Origin of the sequence: Phycicoccus sp. Root101 (assembly GCF_001426245.1) — a bacterium.
In the GTDB taxonomy this organism is placed as follows: Bacteria; Actinomycetota; Actinomycetes; order Actinomycetales; family Dermatophilaceae; genus Pedococcus.
Genome location: NZ_LMCM01000001.1, coordinates 857,195 through 882,096, shown reverse-complemented (window position 1 = coordinate 882,096; position 24,902 = coordinate 857,195). Strand labels below are relative to the sequence as shown.

Sequence of the window (24,902 nt, the reverse complement as noted above, 5' to 3'; positions counted from 1 at the left end):
GGCGACAATGACCGACACTGCTACCAAGACCGTGAAGGGTGTGCTGGGCAAGAAGCTCGGCATGACCCAGGTGTGGGACGCCGAGAACCGGCTCATCCCCGTCACCGTCATCGAGGCCGGCCCCTGCGTCGTGACGCAGGTGCGCGATGCCGCCACGGACGGCTATGCCGCCGTCCAGATCGCGTTCGGCGCGATCGACCCCCGCAAGGTGACCAAGCCCCTCACCGGCCACTTCGAGAAGGCCGGCGTGACCCCGCGTCGCCACCTCGTGGAGCTCCGCACCGCTGACGCCGCCGAGTACTCGCTCGGCCAGGAAGTCACGGTCGAGACCTTCGAGGCCGGCCAGGACATCGACGTCACCGGCACGACCAAGGGCAAGGGCTTCGCCGGCGTCATGAAGCGTCACGGCTTCCACGGCGTCAGCTCCTCCCACGGTTCGCACAAGAACCACCGCAAGCCGGGCTCGATCGGTGGCTGCGCCACCCCGGGTCGCGTCTTCAAGGGCATGCGCATGGCCGGCCGTATGGGCGGCGTGCGTCAGACCACCCAGAACCTCACGATCCACGCCGTGGACGTCGAGCGCGGCCTGCTGCTCGTCAAGGGTGCCGTACCCGGCCCCCGTGGCGGCACCGTCCTCGTCCGCACGGCCGCGAAGGGAGCCTGATCATCATGGCTACCAAGACTGTCGCTGCTGACCTGCCCGCCGAGATCTTCGACGTCCAGGTCAACGTCCCCCTGATCCACCAGGTCGTCGTCGCCCAGATGGCTGCCGCTCGTCAGGGCACGCACTCGACCAAGACCCGAGGCGAGGTCCGCGGCGGTGGGCGCAAGCCCTACCGCCAGAAGGGCACCGGCCGCGCCCGTCAGGGCTCGACCCGTGCTCCGCAGTTCGCCGGCGGTGGCGTCGTCCACGGCCCGCAGCCGCGTGACTACTCGCAGCGGACGCCCAAGAAGATGAAGGCCGCCGCCCTGCGCGGTGCCCTCTCCGACCGGGCCCGCAACGGTCGCGTCCACGTGGTCGACTCGCTGGTGACCGCAGCCGCTCCGTCCACCAAGGACGCCGCCGGCCTGCTGGCCGCGCTGACCACCCGCACCAACGTGCTCGTGGTCCTCGACCGCAGCGACCTCGTGTCGCTGAAGTCGGTGCGCAACCTCGAGGGCGTCCACGTCCTCGCGGCCGACCAGCTGAACACGTACGACGTGCTGATGTCCGACGACGTGGTCTTCACCACGGCGGCCCTGGAGGCGTTCGTCTCCGGTGCGCAGCCGGTGGGTGGCGTCATCGAGATCGAGGTCGAGGCTGCAGAGCCCGCCGCGGTCGAGAAGCCCGCTACGAAGACCGAGAAGAAGGCCGACAAGGCTGAGAAGGCCGACAAGCCCGCAAAGGCTGAGAAGCCGGCGAAGGCCGAGAAGGCCGACAAGCCCGCGAAGACGACGAAGGCTGCCAAGGCCGCCGAGTCTGCGGATGAGGAGGAGGGCAAGTGAGCTCGCTCGCTGCAGGCAAGGACCCCCGCGACATCCTGATCGCTCCGGTCGTTTCCGAGAAGTCGTACTCGCTGCTCGACCAGGGCAAGTACACCTTCATCGTCGACCCGCGGGCCAACAAGACCGAGATCAAGATCGCCGTTGAGCGTGTCTTCGGTGTCAAGGTCGACTCCGTGCACACCCTCAACCGTGTCGGCAAGACCCGTCGCACGCGGTTCGGCATCGGCAAGCGCAAGGACACCAAGCGTGCGATCGTCACCCTCCGCGAGGGCTCGATCGACATCTTCGGTGCCGGCGCCTGACCAGGACGCTGAAGAGACGTTAGGGACTTTCAAACATGGGTATCCGCAAGTACAAGCCGACGACGCCTGGCCGTCGAGGCTCCAGCGTTGCCGACTTCGTCGAGGTCACGCGCTCCACTCCGGAAAAGTCGCTGGTTCGTCCACTGACCAAGTCCGGTGGACGTAACAGCAACGGCCGCATCACGACCCGTCACATCGGTGGAGGTCACAAGCGCGCCTACCGCGTCATCGACTTCCGTCGCCACGACAAGGACGGCGTGCCGGCCAAGGTCGCTCACATCGAGTACGACCCCAACCGCACCGCACGCATCGCCCTGCTGCACTACGCCGACGGTGAGAAGCGCTACATCCTGGCCCCCAAGGGCCTGGAGCAGGGCGCCAACATCGAGAACGGCCCCGGTGCCGACATCAAGCCCGGCAACAGCCTGCCGATGCGCAACATCCCGACCGGTACGGTCATCCACGCTGTCGAGCTCAAGCCCGGCGGCGGCGCGAAGATCGCCCGATCGGCCGGTGTGCGTGTCCAGCTCGTCGCCAAGGACGGCCCCTACGCCCAGCTGCGCATGCCGTCCGGCGAGATCCGCAACGTCGACCTGCGCTGCCGCGCCACGGTCGGCGAGGTGGGCAACGCCGAGCAGTCCAACATCAACTGGGGCAAGGCCGGCCGCATGCGGTGGAAGGGCAAGCGCCCGACCGTCCGTGGTGTCGCCATGAACCCGGTCGACCACCCGCACGGTGGTGGAGAGGGCAAGACCTCCGGTGGACGCCACCCGGTCAGCCCGTGGGGACAGGCCGAGGGCCGCACCCGCCGCCCCGGCAAGCCGAGCGACAAGATGATCGTCCGTCGCCGTCGTACTGGCAAGAAGCGCTGAGAAGGAGCCTGAGAAACCATGCCTCGTAGCTTGAAGAAGGGCCCCTTCATCGACGGCCACCTTCAGAAGAAGGTCGACGTCCAGAACGAAGCGGGCACCAAGACAGTCATCAAGACCTGGTCACGTCGGTCGGTCATCAGCCCCGACATGCTCGGTCACACGTTCGCCGTCCACGACGGCCGCAAGCACGTCCCGGTGTTCGTCACCGAGTCGATGGTCGGCCACAAGCTCGGCGAGTTCGCGCCGACCCGCACGTTCAAGGGTCACGTGAAGGAAGACAAGAAGGGGCGTCGTCGCTGATGGCCGCCCCCACCGAGAACAAGGACAACGTGATGGAAGCCAAGGCGATTGCGCGGTCCGTCCGCGTCACGCCCCAGAAGGCGCGTCGCATCGTCGACCTCATCCGCGGCAAGCAGGCCGTCGAGGCCATCGGCGTGCTGAAGTTCGCGCCGCAGTCCGCGTCCGACCCGATCCAGAAGGTGCTCGAGAGCGCCATCGCCAACGCCCGGGTCAAGGCCGACAAGGCGTCGGAGGCCTTTGACGAGCGCAACCTCGTCATCAGCGCCGCCTACGTCGACGAGGGCCCGACGATGAAGCGGTTCCGCCCGCGTGCCCAGGGCCGCGCGGCCCGCATCAACAAGCGGACCAGCCACATCACCGTGGTCGTCACGCCGAAGACCACCAAGGGAGGCACCCGCTAATGGGCCAGAAGGTCAACCCGCACGGCTTCCGCCTCGGCATCACCACCGAGCACAAGAGCCGCTGGTTCGCTGACTCCACCAAGGAGGGGCAGCGTTACCGCGACTACGTCAAGGAAGACGTCGCCATCCGCAAGCTCATGTCCGAGGGCATGGAGCGAGCCGGCATCTCCCGCGTCGAGATCGAGCGCACCCGTGACCGCGTCCGTGTCGACATCCACACCGCGCGTCCCGGCATCGTCATCGGTCGGCGCGGCGCAGAGGCCGACCGCATCCGTGGCGAGCTCGAGAAGCTCACGGGCAAGCAGGTGCAGCTGAACATCCTCGAGGTCAAGAACCCCGAGGTCGACTCCCAGCTCGTCGCGCAGGGCATCGCCGAGCAGCTCTCTGCTCGTGTGTCGTTCCGTCGTGCGATGCGCAAGGGCATGCAGTCCGCCACCCGCGCCGGCGCCAAGGGCATCCGTGTCCAGGTCTCCGGTCGCCTCGGCGGCGCCGAGATGTCCCGCACGGAGTTCTACCGTGAGGGTCGCGTCCCGCTGCACACCCTGCGTGCGCAGATCGACTACGGCTTCTACGAGGCCCGCACCACCTTCGGTCGCATCGGCGTCAAGGTGTGGATCTACAAGGGCGACGTCACCGCTCGCGAGCTGGCCCAGCAGCAGGCTGCTGCGCCGCGCCCGAGCCGTGGCCCGCGTCGTGACGGCGCCGACCGTCCGGCCCGCGCTCGTCGCGAGCGTCCGGAGGGCACCGCCACCGAGACCGCTGCCGCAGCACCCGCCACCGAGGCCCCGGCCCCGGCAGCCGCTGCCAGCACTGAGGGAGAGCAGTCCTGACATGTTGATTCCTCGTCGAGTCAAGCACCGCAAGCAGCACCACCCGGGTCGCTCGGGCGCTGCGAAGGGTGGCACGAAGATCGCGTTCGGCGACTACGGCATCCAGGCCCTCGAGCCCGCCTACGTCACCAACCGTCAGATCGAGTCCGCTCGTATCGCGATGACGCGTTACATGAAGCGTGGTGGAAAGGTGTGGATCAACATCTACCCCGACCGCCCGCTGACCAAGAAGCCCGCTGAGACCCGCATGGGTTCCGGTAAGGGTTCCCCCGAGTGGTGGATCGCCAACGTCAAGCCTGGTCGCGTGATGTTCGAGATCTCCGGTGTGTCGGAAGAGGTCGCCCGCGAGGCGATGCGTCTGGCGATGCACAAGCTCCCCATGAAGTGCCGCTTCGTTCGGCGTGAGGGTGGTGACATCTGATGGCAGTCGGATCCAAGGACCTGACGTCCGAGAACATGCGTGGTCTCGATGACGAGCGCCTGGTGGACGAGCTCCGCAAGGCCAAGGAGGAGCTGTTCAACCTCCGGTTCCAGTCGGCCACCGGCCAGCTGGACAACCACGGTCGCCTGCGTGCGGTCCGCAAGGACATCGCCCGCATCTACACCGAGCTGCGTGAGCGCGAGCTGGGTATCGGCGCACCCGCGAAGGAGGAGTCGGCATGACCGAGAACGTGAAGGATGAGGCCGTGACGGCTGCAGACCGCAACTACCGCAAGACCCGTCAGGGTTACGTGGTCAGCGACAAGATGGACAAGACCGTCGTGGTCGAGGTCGAGGACCGCGTCAAGCACGCGCTCTACGGCAAGGTCCTGCGTCGCTCGAGCAAGGTCAAGGCCCACGACGAGCAGAACGCCGCCGGTATCGGCGACCGCGTGCTGATCATGGAGACCCGACCGCTGTCGGCCACCAAGCGCTGGCGCGTGGTGGAGATCCTCGAGAAGGCCAAGTAACACCACGACATACCGTCACCACCGCGGCGCCCGGCCACCTGGCCGGGTATGCCGCGGCGGGACGGAAACAAGACCACCCACAGTTCGGCAAGGCTCACCGCGCGTGAGAACCAGCTCGACGACAGGAGTTAGACAGTGATCCAGCAGGAGTCGCGACTGCGTGTCGCCGACAACACTGGTGCCAAGGAGATCCTTTGCATCCGTGTTCTCGGTGGTTCGGGTCGTCGTTACGCCGGCATCGGTGACGTGATCGTCGCCGCCGTCAAGGACGCCATCCCCGGCGGCAACGTCAAGAAGGGCGACGTCGTCAAGGCCGTCATCGTCCGGACCACGAAGGAGCGTCGTCGTTCCGACGGCAGCTACATCAAGTTCGACGAGAACGCCGCCGTCATCCTCAAGGGTGACGGGGACCCGCGTGGTACCCGCATCTTCGGCCCGGTGGGCCGCGAGCTGCGCGAGAAGAAGTTCATGAAGATCATTTCGCTGGCGCCGGAGGTGCTCTGAGCCATGGCAGCCCCCAAGAAGATGAAGATCAAGAAGGGCGATCTCGTCCAGGTCCTCACGGGCAAGGACAAGACCAAGCAGGGCAAGGTCATCGCCGTGTACCCCGAGACCGAGCGCGTGCTCGTCGAGGGCGTCAACCGGGTGACCCGCCACACCAAGGCCGGCCAGACCGCTCGCGGCAGCCGCACCGGTGGCCTGGTCGTCCAGGAGGCCGCGATCCACGTGAGCAACGTGGCCATCGTCGACCCCACCGACAAGAAGCCGACCCGCGTCAAGACCCGTGTCGAGACCGTCGAGCGCAACGGGCGCGAGAAGACCGTCCGTACCCGCGTCGCGGTGCGCTCGGGCAAGGACCTGTGAGAGACATGACTGAGACTGCAACCAAGCAGGCGCCGCGTCTGAAGACGCGCTACGCCGAGGAGATCAAGGGCCAGCTGCAGCAGCAGTTCGGCCACGCGAACGTCATGCAGGTCCCCGGCGTCGTCAAGGTCGTCGTCAACATGGGTGTCGGTGACGCCGCCAAGGACGCCAAGCTCATCGAGGGCGCCATCCGCGACCTCTCGGCGATCACCGGCCAGAAGCCGCTCGTCACCAAGGCCCGCAAGTCGATCGCCCAGTTCAAGCTGCGTGAGGGCATGCCGATCGGCGCGCACACCACGCTGCGCGGCGACCGCATGTGGGAGTTCCTCGACCGTCTGGTGTCCACGGCGCTGCCCCGCATCCGTGACTTCCGTGGTCTGTCGCCCAAGCAGTTCGACGGCAACGGCAACTACACCTTCGGTCTGACCGAGCAGTCGATGTTCCACGAGATCGACCAGGACCGGATCGACCGCGTGCGTGGCATGGACATCACCGTGGTGACCACCGCCACCAACGACGACGAGGGCCGCGCACTGCTCAAGGCGCTCGGCTTCCCCTTCAAGGAGAACTGACATGGCGAAGACCGCCCTGGTCAACAAGGCCAACAAGAAGCCGAAGTTCAAGGTGCGTGGCTACACCCGTTGCCAGCGCTGCGGCCGACCGCACTCGGTCTACCGCAAGTTCGGACTGTGCCGCATCTGCCTTCGCGAGATGGCTCACCGCGGTGAACTGCCCGGCGTCACCAAGAGCTCCTGGTAAGCAGCTCAGCACCACCCCACCCATTGATTTCGTTCTACATCGCAGGTCGCAGCGCACAGCGCAGTGAAACCGCGGTGAGAGAGGGCCGGAGAAGCCCATGACCATGACTGACCCGATTGCGGACATGTTGACGCGCGTCCGGAACGCCAACTCGGCGCACCACGACGCTGTCTCCATGCCGTTTTCCAAGCTGAAGTCCCACGTTGCCGAGATCCTCCAGGCTGAGGGCTACATCGCCTCCTGGAAGGTCGAGGATGCCGAGGTCGGCAAGACGCTGACGATCGAGCTGAAGTACGGCCCCAACCGCGAGCGTTCCATCGCTGGCGTGCGCCGTGTCTCCAAGCCCGGTCTGCGCGTCTACGCCAAGTCGACGAACCTTCCCAAGGTTCTCGGCGGACTCGGTGTGGCCATCATTTCCACCTCGTCTGGACTCCTCACGGATCGTCAGGCGGCTTCCAAGGGTGTGGGCGGGGAAGTCCTCGCCTACGTCTGGTAAGGGGTATTCGACATGTCGCGTATTGGACGACTCCCGGTCTCCATCCCCAGCGGTGTCGACATCACCATCGACGGTCAGACCGTCAAGGTGAAGGGCCCCAAGGGCGAGCTCAGCCACCGTGTGGCCGAGCCGATCACCGTTGAGAAGGGTGACGAGGCCCTCGAGGTCAAGCGGCCCAACGACGAGCGCCAGTCCCGTGCCCTGCACGGCCTGACCCGCTCGCTGATCAACAACATGGTCCTCGGTGTCACCGAGGGCTACGAGAAGAAGATGGAGATCCACGGCACGGGTTACCGCGTGGTCAACAAGGGCGGCACGCTCGAGTTCGCCCTCGGCTACAGCCACTCGATCACCGTCGAAGCCCCCGCGGGCATCTCCTTCACCGTCGAGAACCCGACCCGCTTCGCGGTCCAGGGCATCGACAAGCAGCTGGTCGGCGAGGTTGCCGCGAACATCCGCAAGCTGCGCAAGCCCGACCCGTACAAGGGCAAGGGCGTGCGCTACGCGGGCGAGACCATCCGTCGCAAGGTCGGAAAGGCCGGTAAGTAAGTCATGGCAATGATCGTCAAGCGCGCCAAGGGCAAGTCCGCTGCACGCGGCCGTCGCCACCTGCGCCTGCGCAAGAAGGTGACCGGCACCGCGGTTCGTCCGCGCCTGGTCGTCTCCCGTTCGTCGCGCCACGTCTTCGTGCAGGTCGTCGACGACACCCTCGGCAAGACCGTGGCGTCGGCCTCCACCATGGAGGCGGACCTGCGCTCGTTCGAGGGCGACAAGACCGCCAAGGCCCGCAAGGTCGGCGAGCTGCTGGCCGAGCGCGCCAAGAGCGCCGGCGTCGAGGCCGTCGTGTTCGACCGTGGCGGCAACCGCTACCACGGTCGCGTCGCGGCCATCGCCGAGGGCGCCCGCGAGGGTGGGTTGTCCCTGTGAGCACCGTGACCGCAACTGTTATTGAGATGAGGAACATCTGATGCCCGGACCCCAGCGTCGAGGCACTGGTGCCGCTGCTGGCGGCGACGCAGCTCGTGGCGAGCGCGGCGACCGCCGCGGTGGCCGCGACAACCGTCAAGGTGGCCGTGACCAGGCCGAGAAGAGCGCCTACGTCGAGCGCGTGGTGACCATCAACCGCGTCGCCAAGGTCGTCAAGGGCGGCCGCCGCTTCAGCTTCACCGCCCTCGTGGTGGTGGGTGACGGCGACGGAACCGTCGGTGTCGGCTACGGCAAGGCCAAGGAAGTTCCCGCAGCGATCGCCAAGGGTGTCGAGGAGGCCAAGAAGGAGTTCTTCAAGGTCCCGCGCATCCAGGGCACCATCCCGCACCCCGTGCAGGGTGAGGCCGCTGCTGGTGTCGTCATGCTGCGCCCCGCCGCTCCCGGTACCGGTGTCATCGCCGGCGGTCCGGTGCGCGCGGTGCTCGAGTGCGCCGGCATCCACGACGTGCTGAGCAAGTCGCTCGGCTCGGACAACGCGATCAACATCGTCCACGCGACGGTCGCGGCCCTCAAGGGCCTCGAGCGTCCGGAGGAGGTGGCTGCACGCCGCGGCCTCCCCGTGGACCGTGTCGCCCCGGCCGCCATGCTGCGCGCCCAGGCTGCTGGCCGCGAGGCCGCCAAGGCAGGTGCCTGATGCGTCTGAAGGTGATCCAGACCCGTTCCGAGATCGGCGGCAAGCAGAACCAGCGTGACACCCTGCGCAGCCTCGGTCTGAAGCGCATTGGCGACGTCGTCGTCAAGGAGGACCGTCCCGAGATCCGCGGGATGGTCAAGACGGTGGCCCACCTGGTCGCCGTCGAGGAGGTTGACTGACCATGGCAGAGAAGAAGGCCACCAAGGCCGCTGCTGCGAAGTCGGAGAAGTCCGTCGAGGGCACCGCTCTCAAGCTGCACCACCTGCGTCCCGCCCCCGGAGCCAAGACCGCCAAGACCCGCGTGGGTCGCGGTGAGGGTTCCAAGGGCAAGACCGCCGGTCGTGGCACGAAGGGCACCAAGGCTCGTTACCAGGTGCCCGAGCGCTTCGAGGGTGGCGCCATGCCGCTGCACATGCGGCTGCCGAAGCTTCGCGGCTTCAAGAACCCGTTCAAGGTGGAGTACCAGGTCGTGAACCTGGACAAGCTCTCCGCCCTCTACCCGCAGGGCGGCGACGTGACCGTCGACGACCTCGTGGCCAAGGGTGCCGTCCGGGACAACCTCCCGGTCAAGGTGCTCGGCGACGGCGAGATCAGCGTCAAGGTCTCCGTGACCGCTGACAAGTTCTCGGCCAGCGCCAAGGAGAAGATCGAGGCCGCCGGCGGCTCGGTCACCTCCGCCTGATCCACCCAGCTCCACGGTATGCCGCGGGCTCACCGCAGAAGGTGAGCCCGCGGCATACCTGTTTTGCATGCACACCCCTCACCATCGGTCGGGGTATCGTGCCTAGGATTGCCTGACCGTCTCACCGCGTGCCGCTCGGCCCGCGTCACCCAGGAGGACCTGTGCTCACCGCCTTCACCCGTGCGTTCAAGACGCCGGACCTGCGCAGGAAGCTGCTCTTCACGCTCGCCATCGTGCTCATCTTCCGGATGGGTTCGCACGTGCCCGTCCCGGGCGTCAGCTACACCGCCGTGCAGGCGTGCATCAAGGGTGCCGACGCGACGACCGGCGTGCTGGGCCTGGCCAACCTCTTCAGCGGTGGCGCGCTCCTGCAGCTGTCGATCTTCGCGCTCGGGATCATGCCGTACATCACCGCGAGCATCATCGTGCAGCTCCTCACCGTGGTCATCCCGCGGTTCGAGGCCCTCAAGAAGGAGGGCCAGCAGGGCCAGACGAAGATGACGCAGTACACGCGTTACCTCACCATCGGCCTGGCGATCCTGCAGTCCTCGACGCTGATCACCTTCGCGCAGAACCCCTCGGCCCTCTTCGGCCCCCAGTGCACGAGCATCCTGCCCGACGACTCGATCCCGACCCTGGTCATCATGGTGCTCACCATGACCGCCGGCACCGGTGTCGTCATGTGGCTCGGTGAGCTCATCACCGACAAGGGCATCGGCAACGGCATGTCGCTGCTGATCTTCACCTCGATCGCCTCGAGCTTCCCCAGCTCGCTGTGGGCCATCCAGCAGCAGGACGGCCGCTGGGACGTCTTCATCGGCGTGATCCTGCTCGGGTTCCTCATCATCGCCCTCGTCGTCTTCGTCGAGCAGAGCCAGCGACGCATCCCGGTGCAGTACGCCAAGCGCCAGGTCGGGCGCCAGATGTATGGCGGTACGTCCACCTACATCCCGCTCAAGGTCAACATGGCCGGCGTCATCCCCGTGATCTTCGCCTCGTCGCTGCTCGCGCTGCCGACGCTGCTGGCACAGTTCAACAGGTCGACCACCGGGAACCAGCCCGGCTGGGTGACGTGGATCGACCAGAACCTCACCAGGGGAGACCACCCGATCTACATGCTGATGTACGTCGGCCTCATCCTGTTCTTCACGTTCTTCTACGTGTCGATCACGTTCAACCCCGTCGAGGTCGCCGACAACATGAAGCGCTACGGCGGCTTCATCCCAGGTATCCGCGCCGGGCGACCCACGGCCGAGTACCTCGACTACGTGCTCACCCGCATCACGGTCCCCGGGGCCATCTACCTGGGCCTCATCTCGCTCATCCCGCTCATCGCGCTCGTGGCCGTCGGCGCCAACTCGAACTTCCCGTTCGGTGGCACGTCGATCCTCATCATCGTCGGCGTCGGCCTGGAGACGGTGAAGCAGATCGAGAGCCAGCTCCAGCAGCGTCACTACGAAGGGTTCCTCCGCTGATGCGTCTGATCATCCTCGGCCCCCCGGGCGCCGGTAAGGGCACCCAGGCCGCCAGGATCGCCGAGTCCTTCGGCATCCCCGCGATCTCCACCGGTGACATCTTCCGCGCCAACATCAAGAACGAGACCCCCCTGGGCAAGCAGGTCAAGGAGGTGCTGGCGTCCGGTGGCTACGTCACCGACGACATCACCAACGCGATCGTGCGCGACCGCCTGTTCGAGGACGACGCCGAGAAGGGCTTCCTCCTCGACGGCTACCCCCGGACCTCGGCCCAGGTCGACGCCCTCGACGCGATCCTCGCCGAGCACGGCCACACCCTCGAGGTCGTCCTCGAGCTGACCGTGGACGAGGACGCCGTCGTGGCCCGGCTGCTCAAGCGGGCCGAGATCGAGGGCCGTGACGACGACACCGAGGAGGTCATCCGCGAGCGTCAGGCCATCTACCGCCGCGAGACCGCCCCGCTCACCGACGTGTACTCCGAGCGCGGGCTGCTCGTGAAGGTCGACGGCATGGGTTCGGTCGACGAGGTCTTCACGCGCATCTCCGAGGCCCTCGAAGCGGTTGCTCGCTCCTGATGTTCGGCCGGTCCAAGATCGACACCAAGACCACCGACCAGCTCCTGCTGATGCGCAGGGCCGGGCTGGTCGTGGGCCAGACCCTGCAGCTCATGGCGCAGACCGTGCGCCCGGGCATGACCACCAAGCAGCTCGACGAGCTGGCCGAGGAGCACATCCGGGGCTGCGGGGCGACGCCGTCGTTCCTGGGCTACCACGGCTTCAAGGGCTCGCTGTGCACCTCGGTGAACGACGAGGTCGTCCACGGCATCCCGGGCAGCCGGGTGCTGGCCGAGGGCGACCTCATCTCCATCGACTGCGGAGCCATCGTCGAGGGCTGGCACGGCGACGCGGCGATCTCCGTGATCGTCGGCGGTCGTGAGGCCGGGCGCCCGGAGGACCTCGAGCTCATCGACGCCACCGAGGACTCCATGTGGGCCGGGATCGCCGCCCTCCGCGTGGGGGAGTCGCTCTACGAGGTCGGCGCCGGCGTCGAGGACAGCGTCGTCGCGTCGGGGGAGCGGGTCGGCCGCGACTACGGGATCATCGAGGACTACGTCGGGCACGGCATCGGCACCGCCATGCACATGGACCCGCAGGTCCCCAACTACCGCGTCCGTGACAAGGGCCCGGTCGTGCGGTCCGGGGTCACCGTGGCGATCGAGCCGATGGTGACCCTCGGTTCCGCGGAGACCCGCGTGCTGGCCGACGACTGGACGGTCGTCACCACCGACGGCTCGCGTGCGGCCCACTGGGAGAACACCGTGGCGGTCACCGACGACGGGCTGTGGGTCCTCACCGCCCTCGACGGCGGCAAGGAGCGGCTGGCAGCCGCCGGCGCACCATACGCACCGCTCGACCAGGGCTGAGACCGAACCTGGGCCCCGGCGCGATTTCGTCGCTGAGGGGGGCCTGACGTAGACTGTTACGTCGGCATGCGTGTGTGCGCGTGCCGACGTCGATGTGTCTGTTCCAGCCTGGAGCAGACCGATGCAGCAGATTGTGGAGGCTATGGCCAAGAAGGACGGTGTCATCGAGATCGAGGGCACGATCGTCGAGGCTCTCCCGAACGCGATGTTCCGGGTCGAGCTCACGAACGGTCACAAGGTTCTCGCTCACATCTCGGGCAAGATGCGTCAGCACTACATCCGGATCCTCCCCGAGGACCGCGTGGTGGTGGAGCTCAGCCCGTACGACCTGACCCGTGGCCGGATCGTCTTCCGCTACCGCTGAGCACGACCCCGCAAGACCTGCAGACCCGTCCGGGTCCGCAGTGCCAGATCGACTCGAAGCAGAGGCTATGAAGGTTCAGCCGAGCGTCAAGAAGATCTGCGACAAGTGCAAGGTGATCCGCCGTCACGGTCGGGTCATGGTCATCTGCGAGAACCTGCGCCACAAGCAGCGCCAGGGCTGAGCATGACCTGGGTCCCCACCAGGGACCTCCGCCCCGGGTTCGCCCGGAGCACGAGTCGCATCTCTTCGAGAAGCGCAGACAAATGAATGACGCAGTACCCGGCCCCTGTGCGCGGCGTCGTCGACAGACGACTTCCATGCCGACCAGGACGTCACCCCCGGCCCGGAGGCCGAGGACCGGTGCCCCGAGGAAAGCTTCGGGACCAAGCCCGGAACGGTACTGCCCCAGACCTCCGGTGAAACAAAAGGAACACACAACATGGCACGTCTTGTTGGTGTGGATCTTCCGCGCGAGAAGCGCGTCGAGATCGCTCTCACCTACATCTTCGGAGTGGGTCGCACCCGCTCCCAGCAGGCGCTGGCAGCCACGGGTGTCAACCCGAACACCCGCGTCCGCGACCTCTCCGACACCGAGCTGGTCCAGCTCCGTGACTACCTCGAGGCCAACGTCAAGATCGAAGGTGACCTCCGCCGTGAGGTCGCCGCCGACATCCGCCGCAAGGTCGAGATCGGTTCCTACGAGGGTCTGCGCCACCGTCGCGGCCTTCCCGTGCGTGGTCAGCGCACCAAGACCAACGCGCGCACCCGCAAGGGCCCGAAGCGCACCGTCGCCGGCAAGAAGAAGGTTGGTAAGTAATGCCTCCCAAGGCTCGTACCGCTGGCGCCAAGAAGGTGCGCCGCAAGGAGAAGAAGAACGTCGCCCACGGGCACGCTCACATCAAGAGCACGTTCAACAACACCATCATCTCGATCACGGACCCCTCGGGCGCCGTGATCTCGTGGGCCTCTGCCGGCCAGGTCGGCTTCAAGGGCTCGCGCAAGTCCACCCCGTTCGCGGCGCAGATGGCTGCCGAGGCTGCCGCCCGTCGCGCGATGGAGCACGGCATGCGCAAGGTCGACGTCTTCGTCAAGGGCCCGGGCTCCGGTCGTGAGACCGCCATCCGCTCCCTGACCGCCACCGGCCTCGAGGTCGGCGCGATCAGCGACGTCACCCCCTCGCCGCACAACGGCGTCCGCCCGCCCAAGCGCCGTCGCGTCTGAGAACTGGGAGATAGAGAAAACTCATGGCTCGTTACACCGGCCCCATCACCAAGAAGTCGCGTCGCCTCAAGGTCGACCTCGTCGGCGGCGACAAGAACTTCGAGCTCCGTCCCTTCCCGCCCGGCCAGCACGGCCGTCGCCGGATGCAGGAGAAGGAGTACCTCACCCAGCTGCAGGAGAAGCAGAAGGCCCGCTTCACCTACGGCGTCATGGAGAAGCAGTTCCGCGGTTACTACGAGGAGGCCTCGCGCCGCTCGGGCAAGACCGGTGAGACCCTGCTGCAGATCCTCGAGTCCCGCCTGGACAACGTGGTGTACCGCGCCGGCCTGGCCCGCACCCGTCGTGCGGCTCGCCAGCTCGTCACGCACGGCCACTTCGAGGTCAACGGCGTGCGCGTGGACGTCCCGTCCTACCGCGTCGAGCAGTACGACATCATCACCGTTCGCGCCAAGTCCGTGAACACCTTCCCGATCGAGCTGGCTCGCCAGACCTTCGGCGAGCGCCCCACCCCGGCCTGGCTCCAGGTCGTCCCGGGCACGCTGCAGATCATGATCCACTCGCTGCCCGTCCGTGAGCAGATCGACACGATCCTCACCGAGCAGCTGATCGTCGAGCTCTACTCGAAGAACTGATCCACGCCTCCGTATGGCGCGGGCGCCGCGTGCGCCCGCGCCATACGGAGCGGATCTGGTCCGGACCACAGACAGAGGTGGGCCGGCCGGCCGGTTGAGAACCGGCGACTTCATCGGCGTCATATAGCGGTCGCCGACGAGAAAGGAATCACCCCGTGCTCATCGCACAGCGCCCCTCACTCAGCGAAGAGGTCGTTGCGGACAACCGCAGCCGCTTCGTCATCGAGCCCCTCGAGCCCGGCTTCGGCTACACGCTCGGCAACTCCATGCGCCGCACGCTCCTGTCGAGCATCCCCGGTGCCGCCGTGACCAGCATCCGCATCGACGGTGTGCTGCACGAGTTCTCCACGATCCCCGGGGTCAAGGAAGACGTCACCGAGATCATCCTCAACATCAAGGGCCTGGTCGTCTCCTCGGAGCACGACGAGCCCGTGGTCATGTACCTGCGCAAGACCGGCTCCGGCCCGGTCACCGCCGCCGACATCGCGCCCCCGGCCGGTGTCGAGGTCCACAACCCCCACCTGCACATCGCCACGCTCAACGGCAAGGGCAAGGTCGAGATGGAGCTGACCGTCGAGCGCGGTCGCGGTTACGTCTCGGCCAACCAGAACAAGTCCGGCGACCAGGAGATCGGCCGCATCCCGGTCGACTCCATCTACTCGCCCGTGCTCGCCGTGACCTACAAGGTCGAGGCGACCCGTGTCGAGCAGCGCACCGACTTCGACAAGCTGATCGTGGACGTCGAGACCAAGAACTCGATGGCTCCCCGTGACGCCATGGCCTCCGCCGGCAAGACCCTGGTCGAGCTGTTCGGCCTGGCCCGCGAGCTCAACGTCGAGGCCGAGGGCATCGACATGGGCCCGTCGCCGACCGACGCCGCCCTGGCCGCCGACCTGGCGCTGCCGATCGAGGACCTCGACCTCACCGTGCGTTCGTACAACTGCCTCAAGCGCGAGGGCATCCACACCGTGGGTGAGCTCGTGGGTCGCAGCGAGGCGGACCTGCTCGACATCCGCAACTTCGGTGCGAAGTCGATCGACGAGGTCAAGGCCAAGCTCGTCGGCATGGGCCTGGCGCTCAAGGACAGCCCGCCCGGGTTCGACCCGAGCGCGATCGCTGACAACTACGGCGACTACGACGACGACTTCGCTGACGACGGCCGCGCGCTGGCCGAAGACGAGCAGCTCTGACCAACCGCCGCTGAGGTGGCGGTCTGAACACCGCCACCTCACACACCAAGGAGAACCCAAACATGCCTACGCCCACCAAGGGTCCCCGTCTCGGCGGCGGTCCGGCTCACGAGCGCCACATCCTGGCGAACCTGGCCGCTTCCCTGTTCGAGCACGACTCCATCACCACCACCGAGGCCAAGGCCAAGCGCCTTCGCCCGCTGGCCGAGCGTCTGGTGACGTTCGCCAAGCGCGGTGACCTGCACGCGCGTCGCCGCGTCATGTCGGTCATCGAGGACAAGGGTGTCGTCCACCGCCTCTTCACCGAGATCGCGCCCGACATGGCCGAGCGTCCCGGTGGCTACACCCGCATCACCAAGATCGGCGCCCGCAAGGGTGACAACGCGCCCATGGCCGTGATCGAGCTCGTCCGCGAGCCCATCGCGAAGAAGGCCACGGTCAAGGAGGCGGAGGCCGCCACCAAGCGCTCCGCCAAGCAGGCCGAGGCCAAGGAGGCCGCGGTCGAGACCAAGGCCGCCGAGGACGAGGCGAAGGCCGAGACCACCGAGGCGACCGAGACCACCGAGGCGGCTGCGCTGCCCGAGGGTGCGATCGCTGCCAACGAGGACGGTTCCACCCCCGACGAGGCCTACGTCGTCAAGGGCAACGCCGACTCCGGCAAGTACCACGAGGCCGACGGCCAGTGGTTCGAGCAGACGCACGCCGAGTTCTGGTTCAAGTCCGCCGAGGACGCCGAGAAGGCTGGCTTCACCAAGGCCGGTTCCTGATCCGGTAGCCACTGGCTGACCGTCGAAGGGCCGCTCACCCCCACGGGGTGGGCGGCCCTTCGCCGTGCCCGGGCACCCTACGGGCGAGCGCCCGGGCGTCGGGTCGCCGAGATTGAAGCGTCAGCGACGTCAGGACGTCGCTGACGCTTCAAACTCGCCGGGTGGGGACGCCGGGTCAGGTGCGGCGGGCCCGGAAGACGCCGGCGAGGGGGAGGATGAGCAGGACCAGCACCATGGGGACCGCGAAGCCGACGCGCAGGGAGTCCTGGCCGACGGCACCGGTGAGCACCGCCCCGAGCAGGCCCCCGACGTAGTTGAACTGGTTGAAGCGGGCGATGACCGCGTCCACGCGGGCACGACGCGCCTCCCCGTCCACGCCGTCACCGGCCACCACCGCGGCGGCGGAGAAGCTCAGGGGGGCGATCACCGCGACGGAGGCGCCCACGACGGTGAAGCCGACCACCGCCACGGGCCAGGTGGGTGAGAAGACGATCACGGCCAGACCCAGGCTCGCCGCCACGGCGCCCCCGCGCACGAGGGGGACCGCGCCGAACCGTTCCACGGCCCGGTCGCCGAGGAGCCGTGTCAGGCCGCTGGCGACGAGGTAGGGGAGCGTGGCCAGAGGGAGCAGCCAGGCCGGCGCGTCGTGGGCGGACTTGAGGAAGACCGGTCCCCACGTCGTCGCGGCCGTGTCGACCATGTAGAAGAGCACCATCGCGGCCCCGAGCAGGCCGATCCGTCGCCACGGGATGTCGATCGCCACGGCCGGGGGTGCGTCGCCGACCGCGGAGACGGCGTGGGGCAGCAGTGGTGCACCGATGGCCAGGGCTGCCACGGCAGCGAGGGGGAGGAGCCCTGCGGTGAGCCCGGCGTTCGTCACGGCGATGGCGACGAGCGTGCCGATGATGCCGCCGACCGTCCACGCACCGTGGAAGGAGGGCAGGATCGTGCGTCCCCACCGGTGCTCGAGGGCCACGGCCTGCATGTTGCCCGCTGCGTCCACCGCACCGAGCCCGAGGCCGTAGACGGCCAGTCCCGCGACGAACACCGGCCGCTGGGGAGCGAGGGCGACCAGGGCGAGCCCCACCGTGATCAGGCCGAAGGCGACCCGCAGCACGGTCGCGCTGCCCAGCCGGCGGGCACCGGGTTCGGTGAGGACCGAGCCCACCCCCGCGAGCAGGACGACCATGAGCAGGAGCCCGGTGATGAACAGCTCGTCGAGGTCCCAGCGGTCCTGGAAGCGTGGCAGGCGGGTCGTCACCGAGATGAACAGCAGTCCTTGCGTGGCGAACGTCGCGGCGATGCCCAGCCGCTGCCGGGTCAGGGCGGCCTCCGAGGTGGCCGGGGTCGTGGTCCGCGGATCGCTCACCGGGACACTGTGGCAGACGGGGCCGGGCGGTGGGGTGCAGTCGCCCCGGACCGAGCCGTCCGGCCCGAGCCGTCGGCTCGGCCCGACCCACCACGTACCCCGACCGAGCCGTCGGGGTACGTGCTGCGCGTCGCTAGGCTGGCGGCATGGTCGAGGACGCGGGGTCGGGCGGTGGCACGCTCCGGGTCCGGCTGGACCTCGCCTACGACGGGACCGACTTCTCCGGGTGGGCCGCCCAGCCCGGCCTGCGCACGGTCGAGGGCGAGCTGTCGGCGGCGTTGACGACGTTGCTCCGCGCGCCTGCTCCCGTGCGGCTCACGGTCGCCGGGCGCACCGACGCGGGGGTCCACGCCCGCGGGCAGGTGGTGCACGCCGACGTGGACGCCGAGGCCTGGGCCCGCGTCCCTGGTCGGTCCGACCGTGAGCCGGGGGTCGCAGCCCGGACCCGCCTCGGCGGGATCCTGCCACCGGACGTGGTCGTGCACGCGGTGACCGAGGCCCCGGACGGGTTCGACGCCCGCTTCTCGGCCCTGCGCCGCCGCTACCTCTACCGGTTGTGTGACGACCCCGCCGCCGCCGACCCCTTGCGTCGGCGGGACACCGTGCACACCAAGCGCGGGCTGGACGTGGCTGCCATGGATGCCGCGGCCCGGACTCTCGTGGGGCTCAACGACTTCGCGGCGTTCTGCAAGAAGCGGGAGGGGGCCACGACGGTCCGCACCCTGCTGGAGTACTCGTGGGAGCGGCAGGAGGACGGGACCCTGGCAGCGACGGTGGTGGCCGATGCGTTCTGCCACTCCATGGTGCGGTCGCTCGTGGGGGTCGTGGTGCCCGTGGGCGAGGGGCGCCGACCGCTCGACTGGCCCGCCGAGGTGCTGCGCGCCTCCCGGCGGGACGCGGCCGTCAGCGTGATGCCGCCCCACGGGCTCTCCCTCGAGGAGGTCGTCTACCCCGACGCCGCGGGTCTCGCGGCGAGGGCGTCCGAGTCCCGCTCGGTGCGCTCGCTGCCGGGCCCGGGGGACTCCGGGAGCGGCGGCCCCACCACCTCGAGGCCGTAGCGCGGTCCGACCTCGTTCCACCGGGCGATCTCCTCGCCCATGGGACGGCCGTCGGGGCCGGGCAGGCGTCGCTCGGCGGCCGGCAGGCCCACCTCCGGGTAGAGGTCGAAGAGGTGCCCGGGATCGCTGAGGCCGACGAAGCGGACCGCCTGCTCGCCGGTGACGCGGAAGGCGTGCGGGATGCCGGCGGGCAGCCAGATGAGGTCGCCGGCACCGAGCTCGAACACCTCGTCGCCCGCGCGGTAGGTCATCGAGCCGTCCAGGAGGTAGAAGCCCTCGGCCTCGTTCGTGTGCCGGTGCAGCGGTGTGGCGGTGCCGGGCGGTTGCGTCACGAGGGCGACACCCACCCGTCCGCCGGACTCCTCAGCGGTGAGGAGGTGCTCGAACAGGCTCCCAATCGCCCAGGTGGCCGGACCGGTGCCGGCGCGGCGGTGGACCACCCGGCCGGCGGTGCCCACGGGTTCGGGTCGAGCCATGACGGCCTCCTCGCAGATTTCGTCCGAACCAGATTCAGGCGAATATTGGTACGGTAGGGGCGATGTCCGAGACCGTCAAGACCCGCGCCTACCGCTCGACGGTGCGTGCCGAGCGAGCCGCCCGGACCCGCCACCGCGTCCTGGTGGCCGCTCGGGAGCTGCTGGGGCAGCTCGGGTACGACGCCACGACGGTGGCCATGGTCGCCGAGCGCGCAGGCGTCTCCGTCGACACCGTGTACGCCAGCGTGGGCCGCAAGCCCCAGCTCGCCGTCGCGGTGGTGGACATGGTGCTGGGGTCGTCCGACGAGACGCTGGCCGCCGAGGAGCGTGCGTACGTCAAGGCGGTCCGTGCCGCTGAGGGTGCTCGCCGCAAGCTCGAGCTGTATGCCGCTGCCGTGGGTGAGGTGGTCCCCGGCACGGCTCCCCTCATGGAAGCCCTGCGGCGCGCCGGCGAGAACGACGACGAGTGCGCCCGAGCCTGGGCTGCGGTGGTGGACCGGCGCGCGGCGAACATGATGCTGCTGGCAGCCGACCTGCGGGCAACGGGTGAGCTGCGTGCGGAGCTCGTCGACCGGGACGTCGCGGACATCATCTGGTCGACCAACGCCCACGAGTACTGGTTGCTGCTGCAGTCCCGAGGTTGGTCACGACAGCGTTATGCCGACCTCCTCGCGGACCTGTGGTGCCGGCTGCTCCTGGTCGGGACGGCCCCACCCACCCCGTGAACGGCCGCGTCCCGTCGGGCTCAGTCCCGGATGGCGGCGTAGCCGATGGCGTCGTGGATCGCGAGGCCGGCGAACGACGGTGAGCCGGAGTAGGCCCCCACGACGAGGTCGAGCTGCACCTCCATCTGCGCCATCGTCCCACCGTAGAAGGACTGCTTCACCGACACCGGGTCGTCACCGAGGTGGTTGGTCTCCTGGCCGATGCGGACCGGGACGCCGAGCTCGGCGCCGGCGCGGACCTCGTTGGCGGACAGCGCGATCGACCCGTCGACGCCGCTCGCGAGGCGACGGTAGGCCATCACCGTGACGCCGTCCGTGCGCTTCATGACCTCCCGGTCGAAGGTCGACCTGTTGGCCGGGATCTCGTTGAACCAGAACGGGATGTCCGCCTCGAGGGGGGTGCTGCCCGCGGTCGCACGGAAGGCGTCGAGGGTGGCCAGGTACTTCGTCACGACGGTGGACCGCTTCTTCGTCCACGCGGGGGTGTTGTAGGGCTCGATGTCGACGTGGACACCGGTGAACAGCCCGGTGGCGAGAGCGGGGCGCAGCCAGCTCGTGACGGCGGCCGAGGGGTTGTCGACCCAGCCGGGGTCGCCGCCGAGCGCGTCGACCCTCAGGCCTGACGCCTCGGCCAGGGTGACCAGCGCACGCAGCTCCGCGAGCTTCGGCGAGCTGTCCACGTGGGCGGGGACGGCGGCATACAGCTGGCCGATGCCGCGGGAGGTGGCCAGGGCGACGACGGCCTGCGCGTCGGAGGTGTCCCACACGTACATGGCGCGCGCGACAGGGATCGCGGGGGTGGCGGCGGCGGCGGCGCCCGGGACGGGCCGGGTCCTGCGGACCTTGGTGACCTTGGCTCCCTGGGGGCTCTTCGCGCGGGTCGGCAAGGCCGTCCCGGCGGCCGGGGCGGTCTTCGGGCCGTTCTGGGCGGCACTGGCCTGCGCGGCAGCGCTCACGCCGATGATGCCGATGAGGGACACGAGGCTGACCATAACGACGGCGCGCAACGCGGTGGTGGGACGGGGCACGGGGAGACCTTTCGACGACACCTCGATGGTTGCCGTGGTGGGCGGGTCCCCTGAGCCGACTTGGGCAAGCCTTGACCGTTGCCTCCTCCGTACGGTCACCCGCGCACCCCCCTTGTGGTGCGGATGTCCGCGCGGGCTTGCGCCGATGGCCGGGGCCGGGCACGGGGGAGCCCGGCCGGCGCCAGCCGGCGATATCGAGGTGACGGCAGGGCACGCGGTGCAGCACCCTTGTCCCGTGGGCCACATCGACGTCAACTCCGTCAGCTTCGTCCTGCCCGACGGCAGGCCGCTGCTCGGCGACGTCTCGCTCCGGGTGGGGGAGGGCGCCAAGGTCGCGCTCATCGGTCCCAACGGCACGGGCAAGACGACCCTGGGGCGGATCATCGCCGGGGACCTCACCGCGAACGACGGTGCCGTGACGCGTTCTGGCGGGCTCGGGGTGATGCGCCAGTTCATCGGCTCGGTCCGGGACGACTCCACCGTCCGCGACCTGCTCGTCTCCGTGGCACCGGCCGCGATCCGCGCCGCTGCCGCCGAGATCGACCGGACCGAGCTGGCCATGATGGAGCGCGACGAGGAGTCGGACCAGATGGCCTACGCGCAGGCGCTGGTCACGTGGGGCGACGTCGGAGGCTACGACTACGAGACGCTCTGGGACGTGTGCACCGTGGCAGCCCTCGGTATGCCGTTCGACAAGGCCCAGTGGCGCAAGGTCACCACCCTCTCGGGCGGGGAGCAGAAGCGCGTGGTCCTCGAGGCGCTCCTGCGCGGGCCCGAGGAGGTCCTGCTGCTCGACGAGCCGGACAACTACCTCGACGTCCCCGCCAAGCGCTGGCTCGAGGACCAGCTCATCGCCTCGCCGAAGACGGTGCTGTTCGTCAGCCACGACCGCGAGCTGCTCGACCGCGTCGCCACCCGCATCGCGACGCTCGAGCCCGGGAGCGCCGGGTCGAGCCTCTGGGTGCACCCGGGCCGCTTCGCGACCTACCAGCAGGCTCGTGAGGACCGGAACTCCCGCCTCGAGGAGCTCGCCCGCCGCTGGGACGAGGAGCACCTCAAGCTCAAGGCGCTGGTCGTCATGTACCGGCAGAAGGCCTCGTACAACTCCGACATGGCGCCCAAGCTGCAGGCGGCCGAGACGCGCTTGCGGCGGTTCGTCGAGGCGGGGCCGCCCGAGGCGATCCCGTTGCGGCAGAACGTCAGGATGCGCCTGCAGGGTGGGCGCACGGCCAAGCGCGCGGTCATCGCCGAGGGTCTCGAGCTCACCGGGTTGATGCGTCCCTTCGACCTCGAGGTCTGGTTCGGGGAGCGGGTCGCGGTCCTCGGGAGCAACGGGTCGGGCAAGTCGCACTTCCTGCGCCTCGTGGCGTGCGGCGGCAGCGACCCCGACGTGGAGCACCAGCCGGTCGGCGACGTCGTCCCCCGCCCCGTCGAGCACACCGGGCGGCTCCGCCTCGGGTCGAGGGTGCGGCCGGGGTGGTTCGCCCAGACGCACGAGCAGCCCTCGCTGACCGGACGGACGCTGCTGGAGATCCTGCACCGCGGTGACGAGCACCGGGCCGGGAAGCCTCGCGAGGAGGCAGCCCGGGCGCTGGACCGCTACGGCCTGGCGCGGGCCAGTGAGCAGACCTTCGAGTCGCTCTCCGGTGGGCAGCAGGCGCGGTTCCAGATCCTGCTGCTCGAGCTGTCAGGTGCCACGTGCCTGCTGCTGGACGAACCCACGGACAACCTCGACCTGCACTCGGCCGAGGCCCTGGAGGAGGGGCTGGCCGCGTTCGAGGGGACGGTGATCGCGGTGACCCACGACCGCTGGTTCTCCCGCGGCTTCGACCGGTTCCTCGTCTTCGGCGCCGACGGCCGCGTCTACGAGAGCGACGAGCCGGTCTGGGACGAGGGTCGCGTCGTCCGCAGCCGCTGAGCTGCCCGGTGCTGGGCGGGCCAGGACGCTGGGATCCCCGACGTCCTGGCCCGCGTGGTGGCGAGGGTCAGGTCCTGTTCTGCCGGTCGAGCGCCACCGCGCCGGTGGCTCCCACGGTGACCGTGGCGTACCCGCGGCCGTTCACCTGGACGGGTGCGCTGCCGTTGGCGCAGCCGGCCCGTGTCGCCTTGCCCTCGAGCACGTTGCAGTAGCGGCCCCGGGCCAGTCCGGTCTGCACGGTGATCGTCTTCGCCGCTGGACCGTTGTTGAACGCCACCCATCCCCGGTCGCCCCGGCTGAAGGAGATGACGTTGTCGCCGTCGGTCCAGAAGTTGCCCCGGCGAGCGGTGCCGACGTAGTTGTGCCAGCCCACCATCCCGAGGATGCCCGGGTTGCGGTGCGTGCAGGTCCACTGGCCGTTGGCGCAGTCGGTGTTGGTGATGATCCCGTTGGCGTCGGAGGGCGGGGAGTCGTCCGTCGTGTTCCAGGTGAAGCCCGAGAAGACCTGCGGATGGCCGTACCCGTCGGCGAGGAGCCACTCGTTGGCCAGCACGTAGCGCGCGCCGTCCTTGTAGTTGAGGGCGTCGCCGTTGCGCTCCGTGTCGTGGTTCGTGACGAAGGACAGTGTCTTCGCCGCCGGGGTGAGCCCCGAGCCGGAACCGAAGACCTGCAGGGTCGCGAGGCTGCCGATGTGCTCTGCCGGGTAGCTCTTGAAGGCATCGCGGATCTGCTTGACCCCGTCGAGGCCGAGCACGTCACCACTGCTCGTGAAGGCCTGGGGCGACAGGACGCCGGGTCCGCCGCCGAACACCTCGAGGGCCCAGTACGGCTTCACCTTGTCCCGCGTGCGGTGGAGCTTGGCGTAGATGGCATCGAGGTCGGTCTGGCCGACGTGCTTCGCCGCGTCGACGCGGAACCCGGAGACGCCGTAGCCGATCAGCGTGTTGAGGTAGGCGGCAAGTCGGTCCTGGACCGTCGGGCTCGACGTGTCGAGGTCCGCCAGTCCCACCAGCTCGCAGGTGAACACCTGGTGCCGGTTGTTGAAGTCCTCGATGCCACCCGAGGCGGAGGTGCAGTCGTCGGGCCCGGTGCCCTTGTGGTGGAAGTCGGTCTCCGAGTACACGCCCGGGTAGTTGAAGTGGGTGTAGGTCTGGCCGCCGTAGGACGTGCTGCCCTGCCCCGTCATGTGGTTGATGACCGCGTCGACGTAGACCTTCACGCCTGCCTTGCGACAGGCGGCGACCATGGACCTGAACTGCGCCTCGGAGCCCATCCGGCTGGTGAGGGCGTAGTCGACGGGCTGGTAGACCTCCCACCAGGGGTGGAGGACGGTGTTGCTGCCGTCGCCCAGGGCGATCCGCTTGAGGGAGTCCGCCGGCGCCGAGACCTGGACGCCCTGGTAGCCCCCGGGCCCGAGCACCGTGGTGCACTCGTTGCCGACCGAGTCCCAGTTCCACTCGAAGAGGTTTGCCGTGACGCCGGGAACCTCGGTGCGGTTGCCGTCGCCCTGGGCGGAGGTGACCGATGACGGGATGCCCATCGCGAGCCCGACGGTCAGGACGGTCCCGGCCACGAGGGCCGTCCGTGTGCGGGTGCCTCGGGGCATCCGTGGTGTGACTTTCTTGGACATGGCACTCCTTTGTGCTCGGCGGAGGCTGCGGGATGGCAGCGGCCCATCGTTCATGGTGACCCAG

General features: G+C 68.8%; 35 protein-coding genes and 2 pseudogenes. 33 read left to right on the top strand and 4 right to left on the bottom strand.

The annotated features are described in order from the left end of the window. Window positions 1-7: 7 nt before the first annotated feature. The 30 genes and pseudogenes from rplC (at window position 8) to rplQ (ending at window position 16,634) form a co-directional block, all read left to right on the top strand. Window positions 8-664 carry a 50S ribosomal protein L3 gene (gene rplC / locus ASC58_RS04175; RefSeq protein ID WP_056915467.1) on the top strand — a complete coding sequence of 219 codons (657 nt, stop codon included), beginning with the start codon at window positions 8-10 and terminating at the stop codon, window positions 662-664. Between the two features lie 5 nt (window positions 665-669). Then, window positions 670-1,260: pseudogene (gene rplD, locus ASC58_RS04170) on the top strand (50S ribosomal protein L4); the annotation flags it as partial. Between the two features lie 221 nt (window positions 1,261-1,481). Continuing rightward, window positions 1,482-1,787, top strand: a complete 306-nt coding sequence (gene rplW, locus ASC58_RS04165; RefSeq protein ID WP_056915466.1) for a 50S ribosomal protein L23 — start codon at window positions 1,482-1,484, stop codon at window positions 1,785-1,787. Window positions 1,788-1,822: 35 nt separating this feature from the next. Next, window positions 1,823-2,659 (top strand): 50S ribosomal protein L2, encoded by an 837-nt coding sequence (gene rplB, locus ASC58_RS04160; RefSeq protein WP_056883298.1) that lies wholly within the window; start codon window positions 1,823-1,825, stop codon window positions 2,657-2,659. A gap of 18 nt (window positions 2,660-2,677) precedes the next feature. Continuing rightward, window positions 2,678-2,959 (top strand): 30S ribosomal protein S19, encoded by a 282-nt coding sequence (gene rpsS, locus ASC58_RS04155; RefSeq protein WP_056915465.1) that lies wholly within the window; start codon window positions 2,678-2,680, stop codon window positions 2,957-2,959. Window positions 2,960-2,991: 32 nt separating this feature from the next. Next, entirely contained in the window at window positions 2,992-3,360 is a 369-nt protein-coding gene (gene rplV / locus ASC58_RS04150; RefSeq protein WP_056917241.1) for a 50S ribosomal protein L22, read from the top strand. Beyond that, window positions 3,360-4,190, top strand: coding sequence for a 30S ribosomal protein S3 (gene rpsC / locus ASC58_RS04145; protein ID WP_056915464.1), 831 nt, complete (start codon window positions 3,360-3,362; stop codon window positions 4,188-4,190). Before rplV ends, rpsC begins: the two co-directional genes overlap by 1 nt. 1 nt (window position 4,191) lies before the next feature. Continuing rightward, entirely contained in the window at window positions 4,192-4,611 is a 420-nt protein-coding gene (gene rplP / locus ASC58_RS04140; RefSeq protein WP_056915463.1) for a 50S ribosomal protein L16, read from the top strand. Continuing rightward, window positions 4,611-4,829: pseudogene (gene rpmC, locus ASC58_RS04135) on the top strand (50S ribosomal protein L29); the annotation flags it as partial. The gene rplP and the pseudogene rpmC, both read left to right, overlap by 1 nt. Window positions 4,830-4,849: 20 nt before the next feature. After that, complete coding sequence (gene rpsQ, locus ASC58_RS04130) at window positions 4,850-5,140, top strand: 30S ribosomal protein S17 (protein ID WP_056915461.1); 291 nt, start codon at window positions 4,850-4,852, stop codon at window positions 5,138-5,140. 135 nt (window positions 5,141-5,275) lie between these two features. Further along, entirely contained in the window at window positions 5,276-5,644 is a 369-nt protein-coding gene (gene rplN / locus ASC58_RS04125) for a 50S ribosomal protein L14 (RefSeq protein ID WP_056883304.1), read from the top strand. Between the two features lie 3 nt (window positions 5,645-5,647). After that, window positions 5,648-6,004: a 50S ribosomal protein L24 gene (gene rplX, locus ASC58_RS04120; RefSeq protein ID WP_056915460.1), complete on the top strand. Its 357-nt coding sequence runs from the start codon at window positions 5,648-5,650 to the stop codon at window positions 6,002-6,004. Between the two features lie 5 nt (window positions 6,005-6,009). Then, window positions 6,010-6,576, top strand: coding sequence for a 50S ribosomal protein L5 (rplE, locus tag ASC58_RS04115; RefSeq protein ID WP_056918410.1), 567 nt, complete (start codon window positions 6,010-6,012; stop codon window positions 6,574-6,576). A 1-nt stretch (window position 6,577) separates the two neighbouring features. Next, window positions 6,578-6,763, top strand: coding sequence for a type Z 30S ribosomal protein S14 (locus tag ASC58_RS04110; protein WP_035902511.1), 186 nt, complete (start codon window positions 6,578-6,580; stop codon window positions 6,761-6,763). A gap of 97 nt (window positions 6,764-6,860) precedes the next feature. Then, window positions 6,861-7,259, top strand: a complete 399-nt coding sequence (rpsH, locus tag ASC58_RS04105) for a 30S ribosomal protein S8 (protein ID WP_056915458.1) — start codon at window positions 6,861-6,863, stop codon at window positions 7,257-7,259. Between the two features lie 12 nt (window positions 7,260-7,271). Next, the gene (gene rplF, locus ASC58_RS04100) at window positions 7,272-7,808 is read left to right on the top strand and encodes a 50S ribosomal protein L6 (RefSeq protein ID WP_056915457.1); all 537 of its coding nucleotides are present in this window, start codon (window positions 7,272-7,274) and stop codon (window positions 7,806-7,808) included. A gap of 3 nt (window positions 7,809-7,811) precedes the next feature. Continuing rightward, window positions 7,812-8,186: a 50S ribosomal protein L18 gene (gene rplR, locus ASC58_RS04095; RefSeq protein WP_056915456.1), complete on the top strand. Its 375-nt coding sequence runs from the start codon at window positions 7,812-7,814 to the stop codon at window positions 8,184-8,186. Window positions 8,187-8,226: 40 nt separating this feature from the next. Then, on the top strand, window positions 8,227-8,880 hold the full coding sequence (gene rpsE, locus ASC58_RS04090; protein ID WP_056915455.1) for a 30S ribosomal protein S5: 654 nt from the start codon (window positions 8,227-8,229) through the stop codon (window positions 8,878-8,880). Continuing rightward, a complete protein-coding gene (rpmD, locus tag ASC58_RS04085; protein ID WP_056917240.1) occupies window positions 8,877-9,059 on the top strand; it encodes a 50S ribosomal protein L30 in 183 nt (60 codons plus the stop codon). The genes rpsE and rpmD overlap by 4 nt, the downstream gene beginning before the upstream one ends. A 2-nt stretch (window positions 9,060-9,061) precedes the next feature. After that, window positions 9,062-9,562, top strand: coding sequence for a 50S ribosomal protein L15 (gene rplO / locus ASC58_RS04080; RefSeq protein ID WP_082552894.1), 501 nt, complete (start codon window positions 9,062-9,064; stop codon window positions 9,560-9,562). Window positions 9,563-9,723: 161 nt separating this feature from the next. After that, window positions 9,724-11,037 carry a preprotein translocase subunit SecY gene (gene secY, locus ASC58_RS04075; protein ID WP_056915454.1) on the top strand — a complete coding sequence of 438 codons (1,314 nt, stop codon included), beginning with the start codon at window positions 9,724-9,726 and terminating at the stop codon, window positions 11,035-11,037. Beyond that, window positions 11,037-11,612 carry an adenylate kinase gene (locus ASC58_RS04070; RefSeq protein WP_056918409.1) on the top strand — a complete coding sequence of 192 codons (576 nt, stop codon included), beginning with the start codon at window positions 11,037-11,039 and terminating at the stop codon, window positions 11,610-11,612. Before secY ends, ASC58_RS04070 begins: the two co-directional genes overlap by 1 nt. Further along, window positions 11,612-12,460 carry a type I methionyl aminopeptidase gene (map, locus tag ASC58_RS04065; protein ID WP_056918408.1) on the top strand — a complete coding sequence of 283 codons (849 nt, stop codon included), beginning with the start codon at window positions 11,612-11,614 and terminating at the stop codon, window positions 12,458-12,460. The genes ASC58_RS04070 and map overlap by 1 nt, the downstream gene beginning before the upstream one ends. A gap of 142 nt (window positions 12,461-12,602) precedes the next feature. Continuing rightward, a complete protein-coding gene (infA, locus tag ASC58_RS04060; protein ID WP_006946284.1) occupies window positions 12,603-12,824 on the top strand; it encodes a translation initiation factor IF-1 in 222 nt (73 codons plus the stop codon). Window positions 12,825-12,891: 67 nt separating this feature from the next. Next, window positions 12,892-13,005, top strand: a complete 114-nt coding sequence (gene rpmJ, locus ASC58_RS04055) for a 50S ribosomal protein L36 (RefSeq protein WP_010148647.1) — start codon at window positions 12,892-12,894, stop codon at window positions 13,003-13,005. A gap of 258 nt (window positions 13,006-13,263) precedes the next feature. Next, entirely contained in the window at window positions 13,264-13,641 is a 378-nt protein-coding gene (gene rpsM, locus ASC58_RS04050) for a 30S ribosomal protein S13 (RefSeq protein ID WP_056915451.1), read from the top strand. Continuing rightward, complete coding sequence (gene rpsK, locus ASC58_RS04045) at window positions 13,641-14,045, top strand: 30S ribosomal protein S11 (protein ID WP_056915450.1); 405 nt, start codon at window positions 13,641-13,643, stop codon at window positions 14,043-14,045. The genes rpsM and rpsK overlap by 1 nt, the downstream gene beginning before the upstream one ends. Window positions 14,046-14,068: 23 nt before the next feature. Then, complete coding sequence (gene rpsD / locus ASC58_RS04040) at window positions 14,069-14,677, top strand: 30S ribosomal protein S4 (RefSeq protein WP_056915449.1); 609 nt, start codon at window positions 14,069-14,071, stop codon at window positions 14,675-14,677. Between the two features lie 155 nt (window positions 14,678-14,832). Continuing rightward, on the top strand, window positions 14,833-15,867 hold the full coding sequence (locus ASC58_RS04035; protein WP_056915448.1) for a DNA-directed RNA polymerase subunit alpha: 1,035 nt from the start codon (window positions 14,833-14,835) through the stop codon (window positions 15,865-15,867). A gap of 62 nt (window positions 15,868-15,929) precedes the next feature. Continuing rightward, entirely contained in the window at window positions 15,930-16,634 is a 705-nt protein-coding gene (gene rplQ / locus ASC58_RS04030; protein ID WP_056918407.1) for a 50S ribosomal protein L17, read from the top strand. A 175-nt stretch (window positions 16,635-16,809) separates the two neighbouring features. On the opposite strand, the gene ASC58_RS04025 is transcribed toward rplQ, so the two are convergent. Beyond that, window positions 16,810-18,003, bottom strand: a complete 1,194-nt coding sequence (locus ASC58_RS04025; protein WP_056918406.1) for an MFS transporter — start codon at window positions 18,001-18,003, stop codon at window positions 16,810-16,812. Window positions 18,004-18,149: 146 nt separating this feature from the next. Here ASC58_RS04025 and truA point away from each other — a divergent pair, with 146 nt between their 5' ends. Beyond that, window positions 18,150-19,061 carry a tRNA pseudouridine(38-40) synthase TruA gene (gene truA / locus ASC58_RS04020; protein WP_056915445.1) on the top strand — a complete coding sequence of 304 codons (912 nt, stop codon included), beginning with the start codon at window positions 18,150-18,152 and terminating at the stop codon, window positions 19,059-19,061. Here the strand turns inward: truA and ASC58_RS04015 are convergent. Next, window positions 18,950-19,537, bottom strand: coding sequence for a cupin domain-containing protein (locus ASC58_RS04015; RefSeq protein ID WP_056918405.1), 588 nt, complete (start codon window positions 19,535-19,537; stop codon window positions 18,950-18,952). The two genes, truA and ASC58_RS04015, sit on opposite strands and share 112 nt — an antisense overlap. Window positions 19,538-19,599: 62 nt before the next feature. On the opposite strand from ASC58_RS04015, the gene ASC58_RS04010 reads away from it, so the two are divergent. Then, window positions 19,600-20,262, top strand: a complete 663-nt coding sequence (locus tag ASC58_RS04010; RefSeq protein ID WP_056918404.1) for a TetR/AcrR family transcriptional regulator — start codon at window positions 19,600-19,602, stop codon at window positions 20,260-20,262. A gap of 20 nt (window positions 20,263-20,282) precedes the next feature. On the opposite strand, the gene ASC58_RS04005 is transcribed toward ASC58_RS04010, so the two are convergent. Continuing rightward, window positions 20,283-21,290 carry a hypothetical protein gene (locus tag ASC58_RS04005; protein WP_056918403.1) on the bottom strand — a complete coding sequence of 336 codons (1,008 nt, stop codon included), beginning with the start codon at window positions 21,288-21,290 and terminating at the stop codon, window positions 20,283-20,285. 235 nt (window positions 21,291-21,525) lie between these two features. Here ASC58_RS04005 and ASC58_RS04000 point away from each other — a divergent pair, with 235 nt between their 5' ends. Next, window positions 21,526-23,208 (top strand): ABC-F family ATP-binding cassette domain-containing protein, encoded by a 1,683-nt coding sequence (locus tag ASC58_RS04000; RefSeq protein WP_056915441.1) that lies wholly within the window; start codon window positions 21,526-21,528, stop codon window positions 23,206-23,208. A gap of 67 nt (window positions 23,209-23,275) precedes the next feature. Here the strand turns inward: ASC58_RS04000 and ASC58_RS03995 are convergent, their stop codons facing one another. Then, the gene (locus tag ASC58_RS03995; RefSeq protein ID WP_162246814.1) at window positions 23,276-24,838 is read right to left on the bottom strand and encodes an alpha-amylase family protein; all 1,563 of its coding nucleotides are present in this window, start codon (window positions 24,836-24,838) and stop codon (window positions 23,276-23,278) included. Window positions 24,839-24,902: the final 64 nt, after the last annotated feature.

Excerpts from the sequence above, each read along its gene's own strand:
- rplC (WP_056915467.1), top strand. The coding sequence starts at position 8 with ATGACCGACACTGCTACCAAGACCGTGAAGGGTGTGCTGGGCAAGAAG.
- rplB (WP_056883298.1), top strand. The coding sequence starts at position 1,823 with ATGGGTATCCGCAAGTACAAGCCGACGACGCCTGGCCGTCGAGGCTCC.
- rpsS (WP_056915465.1), top strand. The coding sequence starts at position 2,678 with ATGCCTCGTAGCTTGAAGAAGGGCCCCTTCATCGACGGCCACCTTCAG.
- rplV (WP_056917241.1), top strand. The coding sequence starts at position 2,992 with ATGGAAGCCAAGGCGATTGCGCGGTCCGTCCGCGTCACGCCCCAGAAG.
- rpsC (WP_056915464.1), top strand. The coding sequence starts at position 3,360 with ATGGGCCAGAAGGTCAACCCGCACGGCTTCCGCCTCGGCATCACCACC.
- rplP (WP_056915463.1), top strand. The coding sequence starts at position 4,192 with ATGTTGATTCCTCGTCGAGTCAAGCACCGCAAGCAGCACCACCCGGGT.
- rpsQ (WP_056915461.1), top strand. The coding sequence starts at position 4,850 with ATGACCGAGAACGTGAAGGATGAGGCCGTGACGGCTGCAGACCGCAAC.
- rplX (WP_056915460.1), top strand. The coding sequence starts at position 5,648 with ATGGCAGCCCCCAAGAAGATGAAGATCAAGAAGGGCGATCTCGTCCAG.
- rplE (WP_056918410.1), top strand. The coding sequence starts at position 6,010 with ATGACTGAGACTGCAACCAAGCAGGCGCCGCGTCTGAAGACGCGCTAC.
- ASC58_RS04110 (WP_035902511.1), top strand. The coding sequence starts at position 6,578 with ATGGCGAAGACCGCCCTGGTCAACAAGGCCAACAAGAAGCCGAAGTTC.
- rpsH (WP_056915458.1), top strand. The coding sequence starts at position 6,861 with ATGACCATGACTGACCCGATTGCGGACATGTTGACGCGCGTCCGGAAC.
- rplF (WP_056915457.1), top strand. The coding sequence starts at position 7,272 with ATGTCGCGTATTGGACGACTCCCGGTCTCCATCCCCAGCGGTGTCGAC.
- rplR (WP_056915456.1), top strand. The coding sequence starts at position 7,812 with ATGGCAATGATCGTCAAGCGCGCCAAGGGCAAGTCCGCTGCACGCGGC.
- rpsE (WP_056915455.1), top strand. The coding sequence starts at position 8,227 with ATGCCCGGACCCCAGCGTCGAGGCACTGGTGCCGCTGCTGGCGGCGAC.
- rplO (WP_082552894.1), top strand. The coding sequence starts at position 9,062 with ATGGCAGAGAAGAAGGCCACCAAGGCCGCTGCTGCGAAGTCGGAGAAG.
- ASC58_RS04070 (WP_056918409.1), top strand. The coding sequence starts at position 11,037 with ATGCGTCTGATCATCCTCGGCCCCCCGGGCGCCGGTAAGGGCACCCAG.
- map (WP_056918408.1), top strand. The coding sequence starts at position 11,612 with ATGTTCGGCCGGTCCAAGATCGACACCAAGACCACCGACCAGCTCCTG.
- infA (WP_006946284.1), top strand. The coding sequence starts at position 12,603 with ATGGCCAAGAAGGACGGTGTCATCGAGATCGAGGGCACGATCGTCGAG.
- rpmJ (WP_010148647.1), top strand. The coding sequence starts at position 12,892 with ATGAAGGTTCAGCCGAGCGTCAAGAAGATCTGCGACAAGTGCAAGGTG.
- rpsM (WP_056915451.1), top strand. The coding sequence starts at position 13,264 with ATGGCACGTCTTGTTGGTGTGGATCTTCCGCGCGAGAAGCGCGTCGAG.
- rpsK (WP_056915450.1), top strand. The coding sequence starts at position 13,641 with ATGCCTCCCAAGGCTCGTACCGCTGGCGCCAAGAAGGTGCGCCGCAAG.
- rpsD (WP_056915449.1), top strand. The coding sequence starts at position 14,069 with ATGGCTCGTTACACCGGCCCCATCACCAAGAAGTCGCGTCGCCTCAAG.
- rplQ (WP_056918407.1), top strand. The coding sequence starts at position 15,930 with ATGCCTACGCCCACCAAGGGTCCCCGTCTCGGCGGCGGTCCGGCTCAC.
- truA (WP_056915445.1), top strand. The coding sequence starts at position 18,150 with ATGGTCGAGGACGCGGGGTCGGGCGGTGGCACGCTCCGGGTCCGGCTG.
- ASC58_RS04015 (WP_056918405.1), bottom strand. The coding sequence starts at position 19,537 with ATGGCTCGACCCGAACCCGTGGGCACCGCCGGCCGGGTGGTCCACCGC.
- ASC58_RS04010 (WP_056918404.1), top strand. The coding sequence starts at position 19,600 with ATGTCCGAGACCGTCAAGACCCGCGCCTACCGCTCGACGGTGCGTGCC.
- ASC58_RS03995 (WP_162246814.1), bottom strand. The coding sequence starts at position 24,838 with ATGTCCAAGAAAGTCACACCACGGATGCCCCGAGGCACCCGCACACGG.